This window comes from Microbacterium sp. NPDC088619 (genome assembly GCF_044752825.1).
Lineage (GTDB): Bacteria > Actinomycetota > Actinomycetes > Actinomycetales > Microbacteriaceae > Microbacterium.
The window spans coordinates 457,309-467,238 of sequence record NZ_JBIVLZ010000001.1; the positions used below are offsets into that span (position 1 = coordinate 457,309).

Consider the following 9,930-nt stretch of genomic DNA (forward strand, 5'->3'; position numbering starts at 1 on the left):
GGTCGAAACGCGTGGGAGACTAGAGCAATGCTCCGCGTGCTCACTGCCGGCGAATCGCACGGCCCAGAACTCATTGCCGTCATGGAGGGTCTGCCTTCGGGCGTCCCGGTGTCCTCCGAGGCGATCCAGGCCGATCTCGCACGTCGCAAGCTCGGCTACGGGCGCGGCTCGCGCATGAAGTTCGAGCAGGACGAGCTGACGATCTCGGGCGGCGTCCGCCACGGAAAGACCCTCGGCAGCCCGATCGCTCTCCGCATCGGCAACACGGAATGGCCCAAGTGGATCGAGGTCATGAATCCCGAACCCGTCGAGCTGACCGACAAGTCCCGTGGCCGGAGCGCACCGTTGACGCGCCCGCGACCGGGACATGCCGATCTCGTGGGCATGCAGAAATACGATTTCGACGAGGCGCGTCCCATCCTCGAGCGTGCCAGCGCCCGGGAGACGGCCGCCAGGGTCGCCCTCGGCGCCATCGCCCGCTCGTTCCTCGGCGAACTGGGCATCCGCCTGGTCAGCCACACGCTGTCGATCGGTCCCGTCCGGGTGCCGGACGGTGCTGCGCTTCCGACCCCGGATGACGTCGAGCGGCTCGATGCCGATCCGCTGCGCTGCTTCGACGCGGCGACCTCCGCTCTCATGGTGGCCGAAGTCGATGACGCGAAGAAGGACGGCGACACCCTCGGCGGAATCGTCGAGGTCCTCGCTTACGGTCTTCCGCCGGGGCTCGGCTCGCACGTGCACTGGGACCGCCGTCTGGATGCGCGTCTCGCGCAGGCCCTGATGAGCATCCAGGCGATCAAGGGGGTCGAGGTCGGCGACGGTTTCGAGACCACGCGTCGACGTGGCTCCGCCGCGCACGACGAGCTGTTCGCGACCGCAGAGGGCATCTCGCGCGGCTCGGACCGCGCGGGAGGCACCGAAGGCGGCATGTCGACCGGCACCGTGCTGCGTGTGCGCGCGGGCATGAAGCCGATCGCCACCGTGCCGCACGCTCTGCGCACCATCGACATCGCATCCGGAGAGGATGCCACCGCGCACCATCAGCGATCCGACGTCTGCGCTGTGCCTGCGGCCGGTGTCGTGGCCGAAGCCATGGTGGCGGTCGAGCTCGCCAATGCCGTGCTCGAGAAGTTCGGAGGCGACAGCATCGGCGAGACGCGCCGCAACCTCGACGGCTATCTCGCGGCGATTCCGGCCGAGCTGCGCACCACGCCCGCGTCCGAGGCGGCGCTCATCGCGCATGACGAGCGAGGCTGACCGGCTGACGCTGGTACTGGTCGGTCCGATGGCGGCCGGCAAGACCAGCGTCGGGCGTCGCGTCGCACGCAAGCTCGGGGTGCCCTTCGTCGACACCGACAAGCGCGTGGTCGCCGCACACGGCCCCATCCCCGCGATCTTCGCGGAGCACGGAGAGGCGCATTTCCGATCGCTCGAGCGCGCCGAGGTCGCAGCGGCTCTGCAGGCGGGCGGGGTGGTCTCTCTCGGCGGAGGAGCGGTGACGGACCCGGCCACGCGGACGCTGCTGCTCGAGCAGCCGGTCGTGTTCCTGACCGTCACCCCTGCGGCGGTGGCCGAACGCATCCACAGCGACGGACGCCCGCTGCTCGCGGGCGATGACCCCGTCGGCCGATGGACCCAGATCTTCGAAGAACGTCGAGACTGGTATGACGAGGTGGCATCGGTGACGTTCGACACGTCGCGGCGCCCCATGCAGCGCATAGCCGACGACATCGTGGCATGGAGGAGAGAACTGGGATGAGTACGACAAGCATCAGCGTGACGGGGGAGAACCCCTACGACATCTCGATCGGACGGGGCATCCTCGATCGGGTGTCCGCGGCCCTCGACGCCGGAGTGCGCAAGGTGCTCGTCGTGCACCCGCCCACGCTCGCCGCGCGCGCGGCGGAGCTCAGGGATCGGCTGCTCGCCGACGTCGAGAACGGACAGCGAGAGGTTCTGCTCGCCGAGGTGCCGGATGCCGAACAGGGCAAGCGCATCGAGGTGGCCGCCTTCTGCTGGCAGGTGATGGGCCAAGCCGACTTCACGCGCTCGGACGCGGTCGTCGGATACGGCGGCGGAGCCGTGACCGATCTCGCCGGCTTCGTCGCGGCGACCTGGTTGCGCGGGGTGCAGCTCGTTCAGGTGCCGACCACCGTGCTCGGCCTCGTCGACGCATCCGTCGGCGGCAAGACCGGGATCAACACCGCCGAGGGCAAGAACCTCGTCGGCGCGTTCTGGGCGCCCCGTGCGGTGATCGGAGACCTCGATGAACTCGCCAGCCTCAGCCCGAACGAGGCGACCGCCGGCTTCGCGGAGGTGGTGAAGGCCGGATTCATCTGGTCCCCCGAGATCCTCGACATCATCGAAGCGGACCCCGCGCGCGCCGTGGACACGACGACGCCGGAGTTCCGCCGGGCGATCGAGCTCGCGATCGACATGAAGGCCCAGGTCGTCTCCGACGACTTCCGGGAGGCGGGGCAGCGCGAGATCCTCAACTACGGTCACACCCTCGGCCACGCGATCGAGCACGCGGAGAGATACCGCTGGCGACACGGTGCGGCGGTCTCGATCGGCATGCTGTACGCGGCGGAGCTGTCACGGCTCGCCGGGCGGCTGTCGGACTCCGCCGCCGAGCGCCACCGCACGATCCTCGACTCGCTCGGGCTGCCGACCGGCTACCGTGCCGGTGCGTGGCCGCAGCTGCTCGCCACCATGCAGCGCGACAAGAAGAGCCGGGGCGGCATGCTGCGGTTCATCCTCCTCGACGACATCGCCAAGCCCACCGTGCTGCAGGCCCCCGACGAGTCGCTGCTCTTCGCCGCCTATCAGGAGATCGGCGAGTGACCCGCCGCATCCTGCTCGTCAACGGACCGAACCTCAACCTGCTCGGCAGCCGAGAGCCCGAGGTCTACGGCACGGCGACTCTGGCCGATGTCGAGAGGCTCACGGCTGAGGCCGCCGCGGAGGAGGGTTATGAGCTCAGGGCCCTGCAGAGCAACCACGAGGGGGTGCTGATCGACGCCATCCATGCCGCCAGGGAGGATTGCACAGCCATCATCATCAACCCCGGGGGGCTCACGCACACGAGCGTCTCGCTGCGAGACGCCCTGACCGGAGTGGCGCTGCCCTTCGCCGAGGTGCACATCTCCGATGTGTACGCGCGGGAGGAGTTCCGGCATCATTCCTACCTTCACGACGTCGCGGCGGTGCGTGTGATCGGCGAGGGTGTCGACGGGTATGCGAGCGCCGTGCGGCAGCTCGCAGCGCTCATCGCGTAGAATCGACTCTCGGCCCACCCCAGTCCACCTCGGACGCGAGCGGCCCCCAGACTCCAGAAACGGAAAGCCCAGCGCATGGCATCTACCGCAGACATCAAGAACGGCGTCGTCCTCAGCATCGAGCGGCAGCTCTGGAGCGTCGTCGAGTTCCAGCACGTCAAGCCCGGCAAGGGCGGCGCGTTCGTCCGCACCAAGCTCAAGAACGTGATGAGCGGCAAGGTCGTCGACAAGACGTTCAACGCCGGCGCGAAGATCGAGATCGAGAACGTCGACCGTCGTGATTACACGTACCTGTACACCGATGGTGACGGGTACGTGTTCATGGATCAGACCGACTACGACCAGATCACGGTCCCCGCTGCGACCGTCGGCGACGCGAAGAACTTCCTGCTCGAGAACCAGCAGGTCACGATCGCACTCAACAACGGCAACCCGCTGTACATCGACCTCCCGGCTTCCGTGATCCTCGAGATCACGTACTCCGAGCCCGGTGTGCAGGGAGACCGTTCGTCTGCAGGCACGAAGCCGGCGACGCTCGAGACCGGCTACGAGATCCAGGTGCCGCTGTTCGTCGAGACCGGCACCAAGGTCAAGGTCGACACGCGCACCGGCGACTACCTCGGTCGCGAGAAGTAAGGCGTGAGCGCCCGTACGAAGGCGCGCAAGCGCGCACTCGACATCCTGTTCTCCGCCGACGTCCGAGGCGACGAGGTCTCGGTGACCCTGGCCGCAGAGGCCAAGCGAGCCGCGAGCGAGCCCGCCCGTGAGGCCTCCTGGCTGTATGCGCGTGAAGTCGTCGACGGCATCATCGATCACCGTGACGAGATCGACGAGCTCATCACGACGCACAGCCGCGACTGGAAGCTCGAGCGGATGCCCGCAGTCGACCGTGCGCTGCTGCGCATCGGCGTCTGGGAGATCCTCTTCAACGCCGAGGTGCCGACGGCCGTCGCCATCGATGAGGCGGTCGAGCTCGCCAAGGAGTTCTCCACCGACGATTCGGGCGCATTCGTGCACGGCGTGCTCGCCCGCGTCTCTCGCGCGGCCTGAGCGACGACTCAGGGCGCGGTCGCCGAGATGTCGGAGGCCGCGGGAAGGATGGGGGCATGCCCGCGCCGCACGTCGATCTTCGAGATCTCATGCACATCACCGATGCGGGTGGTTACCAACGTGGTCTCGCATACTTCCGCGCGGGCAACGTGCTGGACGTGGTCTGGCATGAGGACCTCCTCGAACTCGAGGGGCACGTTCGCGGCAGCGCGGATGCCCAGTATGTGACCGAGATCCTCTTCCACTCGTCGAACGGGACACGGCGGGCGCGGACGACCCGCTGCTCGTGCCCGGTGCGGAGCGGCTGCAAGCACGTGGTCGCCACGCTGCTCGCGTCCAACGTGCACGAGTACTCCCAGCAAGCCGCTGTTCTTCAGCGACAGCCCGACGCGCAGCCCGAGACGACCGCGCCTCGCAGCGCCTCGGCGCCGTCGTGGCGCAGCCTGCTCGACCCGTCAGTGTCTCGGCACCCGCAGCGACTCGCGCTCGGGATCGAGCTGCGGCACCGCGAGTCCCGGAGCGAGAACCATTGGGGACCGCGTCCCGTTCGTGCAGCGACGGCACGCGACCTCGCTCGTCCGAACGGTGAGCTGCTGCTGGCGATCCGCCCGATGATGCGGAGCGCGCAGACCGGGGCCTGGATCCAGGGCGGCGCAGGCTGGGACGCCGTGCGTCGCGATGCGTCGCAGTTCGGCAGAGACCAGAACCGCTGGTTCGGCGACCTGCTCAGCATCTCGCGGGATTCACTGCTCTCAGGCAACGCCGGCGAGTGGCTCGTACTCGATCAGGTCGAGTCCCCGCTGCTCTGGCGGCATCTCCGATCCGGAGCCGAGCTCGGCATCCCGCTCGTCGCGAGCCAGAAGAGCGCATCGGTGCGCATCGCGACCAGCGCTGAGGTCTCGGCACGCATCTCGCGCACGGACGACGGCTCCCTGGCGGTGTCCGCGGAAGTGCGCATCGATGATCGAGACGTTCCCGACCGCGAGGTGCACCCGATCGGCCGCACGGGTGTGTACTCGGCTGGCCTTGTGGGCGCACGGATCGAGATCGTCCTCGCCGAGGCGCCGCTGAGCGAGCAGACGAGGGCGCTGCTCGCGGCATCCGATCCGATCGTCGTGCCCTCCGATGACGAGCAGGCGTTCATCACCGACGCCTATCCGCTGCTGGCGAGGCGCAGCACGGTGCGCACGGTCGGAGCCGTCGCGCTGCCGGACGTTCCGGAACCGGAGCCCGTGCTGACCGTGAGCTACGAGCGCGGCGATGTCGTGAGCTACTCCTTCGAGTGGACCTACGGCCAGTTCGGGCGTGTGCCGTTCGCCTGGAACGACGCGGCTGTGCGCGACGCCGCCGTCGAGACCGCCAAACGGGCGGCGATCGAATCCGCATGGCAGGAGTTCCGCACGACGAGCTTCAGGCCGAGCGGCTCCTTCCACGACATCGACGCGGCGGCGTTCGTCGCGGAGGGTGTGCCCGCGCTCGAGGCCGTGGGTGTCCGCGTCGAATCGAGCGGTGAGCGCAAGGCCTACCGCGAGCTCACGGGTGACCCTGAGGTCAAGGTCACGACCGTCGAGTCGACGGATTCCGACTGGTTCGATCTCGGCATCCTCGTGACGATCGACGGCCGGACGATCCCGTTCGGACCGCTGTTCACGGCGCTGAGCAAGGGGCGCAAGAAGCTGCTGCTCTCCGACGGCGGGTACTTCTCGCTCAACCATCCGTCGCTGGATCGTCTCCGTGACCTCATCGAGGAGGCGGGCGAACTCGACGAATGGGAGACGGGTCCACGGATCAGTCGCTACCAGACGGATCTCTGGGAGGAGTTCGAGGATCTCGCGGATGAGGCAGAGCCGGCTGTCAGCTGGCGCGCGACGGCTGACGGTCTTCGCCAGGCCACCGGGGTTCCTGCGACGCCGGTGCCTGCAGGAGTGCACGCCGACCTGCGCCCGTACCAGAAGACCGGCTTCGACTGGCTGGTCTTCCTGTGGCGTCATCGGCTGGGAGGGATCCTCGCCGACGACATGGGCCTGGGCAAGACCCTGCAGCTGCTCACGTTCGTGCAGCACACCAGAGAAGCCGGCGAGACCCGGCCGTTCCTCGTGCTCGCTCCGACATCGGTGCTGAGCACCTGGCGGTCTGAAGCCGCCCGGTTCACCCCGGGGCTTCGTGTCTCGATCGTCGACAGCACGAGTGGCAAGCGAGCTGACGCGTTGAGGGAGGCTGCCCGGTCGAGTGATCTGGTCGTGAGCTCGTACACGGTCGCACGACTCGATGAAGAGGAGTTCCGCGAGGTCGAGTGGGCCGGACTGATCCTCGATGAGGCGCAGTTCGTGAAGAACCCCAAGACCAGACTCCACCGCGCCATCTCGACGTTCCACGCCGACGTCACCTACGCCGTCACGGGAACGCCGATGGAGAACAGCCTCTCCGAGCTGTGGTCGCTGCTCAAACTCGCGGCCCCTGGCCTGTTCCCCTCGGCTCGCAAGTTCAAGGACCGCTACATCCAGCCCATCGAGAAGGGGAAGATCCCCGAGAACGAGGAGGGCGGCGCGTACCGGGCTCGGCGCCTCGCGCAGCTTCGCCGTCGCGTCAGGCCTCTGATGCTGCGACGGACGAAAGAGCTCGTGGCGCCCGACCTCCCTGCCAAGCAGGAGCAGATTCTCGAGGTCGAGATGAGCCCGGAACACCGGGCCCTCTACGACGTCGTGCTTCAGCGCGAGCGTCAGAAGGTCCTCGGGCTCGTCGACGATCTCGATCGCAACCGCTTCATCGTCTTCCGCTCCCTCACACTGCTGCGCATGCTGAGTCTCGCGCCCGCACTGGTCGACGAGGCCGACGCGGAGATCGGCTCGAGCAAGCTCGACACCCTTCTGGAGCGCGTGGTCGAGCTTCAGGCCGAGGGGCACCGCGCGCTCGTCTTCAGCCAGTTCACCTCGTTCCTCGATCTCGCGGCGGAGCGACTCGAGGCCGCGGGCATCCCCTATGCGCATCTCGACGGGTCCACGCGGCGCAGAGAGCAGGTGATCGACGGGTTCAAGGCGGGGGAGCAGCCCGTCTTCCTGATCAGCTTGAAGGCCGGCGGATTCGGACTCACGCTGACCGAGGCCGACTACGTCTTCCTGCTCGACCCCTGGTGGAACCCCGCCGCTGAAGAGCAGGCGATCGACCGCACGCACCGCATCGGGCAGACGAATCAGGTGTTCGTCTATCGGATGATCTCGACCGGCACGATCGAGGAGAAGGTCCTCGAGCTCCAGCGTCGCAAGGCCAGGCTCTTCACCGCGGTGATGGACGACGACGAGCTCTTCGCACAGTCGCTCACGGCCGACGACATCAAGGGTCTGTTCGACGAGGCTTGATTTGTTCCGGCCGGGTCACCGCATCCGCCCAGGACCCCGTCGGTAGAATCGAACGGTTCACTTCAGGAGGAATGCATGCGGATCACGGGACTCGGCCACGCCGGGATGTTCATCGAGACAGTCGGCGGGAACATCATCTGCGACCCGGTTCTCGGGCCCTCTTTCTTCGGCTCGTGGTTCCCGTTCCCCGACAACCGCGGGCTCGACTGGGAGCGATTCGGCCGTGAGGCGGACTTCCTCTACATCTCGCACCGGCACCGCGACCACTTCGATCCCGCGCTGCTCGAGCGCTACATCCGCAAGGATATCGAGGTGCTGCTTCCCGAATACCCGATCGATGATCTCGAGCGGGACATCAGGGCGCTCGGTTACACGAACATCACCTACGCGCCCGCGGGCGAGATCATCGAGCGCGGCGATCTGAAGATCATGATCACGCCGCTCCGGGCGCCGAGTGACGGCCCGATCGGCGACTCGTCGTTGAGCGTCGACGACGGCACGGGATCGATGCTGAACCAGAACGACTCCCACCCCCTCGACCTCGACACCCTGCTGCACTTCGGCAAACCCGACGCGTACTTCACGCAGGTCTCCGGCGCGATCTGGTGGCCCATGGTCTACGACCTGCCGCTGGACGCGAAGCAGAACTTCGCGAAGCTCAAGCGCGACGCGCAGAACAAGCGCGCCATGTACTACATCGACAAGGTCGATGCGCCGCATGTCTTCCCGATGGCCGGCCCGCCGATGTTCCTCCGCGACGATCTCTTCGACTTCAACGGGCTCGGCCGCAACGGAGAGTCGATCTTCACCGATCAGAAGCAGTTCCTCGCGCATATGAACGAGCTCTCGCCGCAGTACGACGGGCACCTGTTCGTACCGGGCACGGTCGTGACCGTCGATGCCGGTGAGGTGTCCTCCGAGCAGTCGCTGTACACCGAGGCCGAACTCGCCCACATCTTCGACGAGAAGTGGGACTACCTCGAAGAGCAGCGCGCCTCGCGTCAGCAGGAGATCCTCGATGAGGAAGCCTCGCGCGCCGAGGTCCTGCCCGCCGCCGAGATGCTCGAAGAGCTGAAGGCCTGGTGGGAGCCGCTCCTCAAGAAGTCACGCACCATCCGGTTGGGAGTCGGCGGCTGCGTCCGATTCAAGATCGGCGACCTCGACATGGTCGTGGACTTCCCTCGGGCGAAGGTCCGCGAGTACGCCGGCGAGGAATGCATCTACTGGTACACGATCCCTGCAGACCTCGTCTCCACGAACATCCGCGAACATGAGATCGACTGGTCGAACTCGATCTTCCTCTCGATGCAGTTCCAGGTGGGGCGCAGCGGAAAGTTCAACGAGTTCCTGACGACCTTCCTCAAGTGCCTGTCGGTCGACCGCATCGAGTACGTCGAGAACTGGTACCAGGAGCAGACGGATCAGACCGAGGATGCCGAGATCGGCGAGTGGCTCGTGCAGCGCCGCTGCCCGCATCTGCGTGCCGACCTGACGAAGACCGGGAAGGTCGACGAGGACGGCATCCTGACCTGCAGCATGCATGACTGGAAGTGGGACCTCAAGACGGGCCGCTGCCTGTCGACGAGCGGCCACCCCATCCGTTCCACGAAGATCGACGAGGTCAGCGACGCTGTGCTCCGTGAGGCCAGCTGACGTGTCGCGGTCCCCGCATCCGCAGGGGTCAGGTCGCGACGCCCGAACGTCGCGGTTCGAATACAACGGGCCTTTGCGTGGTGCCCGGTGGATCGTGCGCTCGGATCCTGAACGGCTCGTGCGCATCGCCGCAGACTTCTTGACCGGCGTGGGCTTCGAGCGCCTCGACGATGACTTCGAGCGCCGTCTTCGCGAGCGAGGCTCGGAGTGGACGGCGACGGCGCTGCAGATCGGCGATGAGAGAGGCTCGAAGCGCAGCTGGTGGCGCGGACTGCTGACCGAAGACCTCCCGTTCCCGTTGCCGCATGCGCTGCAGCCCGTGCTGCCCCCGACACTCGTCGTCGCCGCCGCGCGGCCCGTCGCGGCAGGCGTCGGCGAGCTCGTCGTCTTCCCCCACACCTCGGCACGCGGAGACGCGACGCATGCGCGGGCGGCGGCTCCACGGGTCACTGCCGCGCTGGAACAGATCACCGCCGCCGCAGGGGCCGAGGGCGCCATGCTCTCGCATGAGTCTCTCTCGGGCATAGCGAACGACGGGTCGCCCGCCTCCCAGGCGGTCGTGCGCGAAGTCCTGCAGTGGCGCTGAGCCGCGC

9 protein-coding genes are annotated in these 9,930 nt (G+C 67.4%); all 9 read left to right on the top strand.

Annotated elements, in window-relative coordinates; translation table 11 throughout:
* Positions 1 to 27: 27 nt before the first annotated feature.
* The 9 genes from aroC (at position 28) to ACIP5T_RS02390 (ending at position 9,923) form a co-directional block, all read left to right on the top strand.
* A complete protein-coding gene (gene aroC / locus ACIP5T_RS02350) occupies positions 28 to 1,257 on the top strand; it encodes a chorismate synthase (protein ID WP_400860275.1) in 1,230 nt (409 codons plus the stop codon).
* Positions 1,241 to 1,759, top strand: coding sequence for a shikimate kinase (locus ACIP5T_RS02355; protein ID WP_400860276.1), 519 nt, complete (start codon positions 1,241 to 1,243; stop codon positions 1,757 to 1,759). Before aroC ends, ACIP5T_RS02355 begins: the two co-directional genes overlap by 17 nt.
* Positions 1,756 to 2,844 carry a 3-dehydroquinate synthase gene (gene aroB / locus ACIP5T_RS02360; protein WP_400860277.1) on the top strand — a complete coding sequence of 363 codons (1,089 nt, stop codon included), beginning with the start codon at positions 1,756 to 1,758 and terminating at the stop codon, positions 2,842 to 2,844. Before ACIP5T_RS02355 ends, aroB begins: the two co-directional genes overlap by 4 nt.
* Positions 2,841 to 3,278 (top strand): type II 3-dehydroquinate dehydratase, encoded by a 438-nt coding sequence (gene aroQ / locus ACIP5T_RS02365; protein WP_400860278.1) that lies wholly within the window; start codon positions 2,841 to 2,843, stop codon positions 3,276 to 3,278. Before aroB ends, aroQ begins: the two co-directional genes overlap by 4 nt.
* A gap of 75 nt (positions 3,279 to 3,353) precedes the next feature.
* The gene (efp, locus tag ACIP5T_RS02370) at positions 3,354 to 3,914 is read left to right on the top strand and encodes an elongation factor P (protein WP_140037127.1); all 561 of its coding nucleotides are present in this window, start codon (positions 3,354 to 3,356) and stop codon (positions 3,912 to 3,914) included.
* A 3-nt stretch (positions 3,915 to 3,917) separates the two neighbouring features.
* Entirely contained in the window at positions 3,918 to 4,328 is a 411-nt protein-coding gene (nusB, locus tag ACIP5T_RS02375) for a transcription antitermination factor NusB (protein ID WP_400860280.1), read from the top strand.
* A 56-nt stretch (positions 4,329 to 4,384) separates the two neighbouring features.
* Entirely contained in the window at positions 4,385 to 7,684 is a 3,300-nt protein-coding gene (locus ACIP5T_RS02380; RefSeq protein ID WP_400860281.1) for an SNF2-related protein, read from the top strand.
* 75 nt (positions 7,685 to 7,759) lie between these two features.
* Positions 7,760 to 9,337 carry a Rieske 2Fe-2S domain-containing protein gene (locus tag ACIP5T_RS02385; RefSeq protein ID WP_400860283.1) on the top strand — a complete coding sequence of 526 codons (1,578 nt, stop codon included), beginning with the start codon at positions 7,760 to 7,762 and terminating at the stop codon, positions 9,335 to 9,337.
* Positions 9,338 to 9,410: 73 nt separating this feature from the next.
* Positions 9,411 to 9,923, top strand: coding sequence for a hypothetical protein (locus tag ACIP5T_RS02390; RefSeq protein WP_400860284.1), 513 nt, complete (start codon positions 9,411 to 9,413; stop codon positions 9,921 to 9,923).
* Positions 9,924 to 9,930 lie beyond the last annotated feature (7 nt).

Bases quoted from the DNA above. Each gene is read 5' to 3' on its own strand.
- aroC (WP_400860275.1), top strand. From the start codon at position 28: ATGCTCCGCGTGCTCACTGCCGGCGAATCGCACGGCCCAGAACTCATT.
- ACIP5T_RS02355 (WP_400860276.1), top strand. From the start codon at position 1,241: ATGACGAGCGAGGCTGACCGGCTGACGCTGGTACTGGTCGGTCCGATG.
- aroB (WP_400860277.1), top strand. From the start codon at position 1,756: ATGAGTACGACAAGCATCAGCGTGACGGGGGAGAACCCCTACGACATC.
- efp (WP_140037127.1), top strand. From the start codon at position 3,354: ATGGCATCTACCGCAGACATCAAGAACGGCGTCGTCCTCAGCATCGAG.
- ACIP5T_RS02380 (WP_400860281.1), top strand. From the start codon at position 4,385: ATGCCCGCGCCGCACGTCGATCTTCGAGATCTCATGCACATCACCGAT.
- ACIP5T_RS02385 (WP_400860283.1), top strand. From the start codon at position 7,760: ATGCGGATCACGGGACTCGGCCACGCCGGGATGTTCATCGAGACAGTC.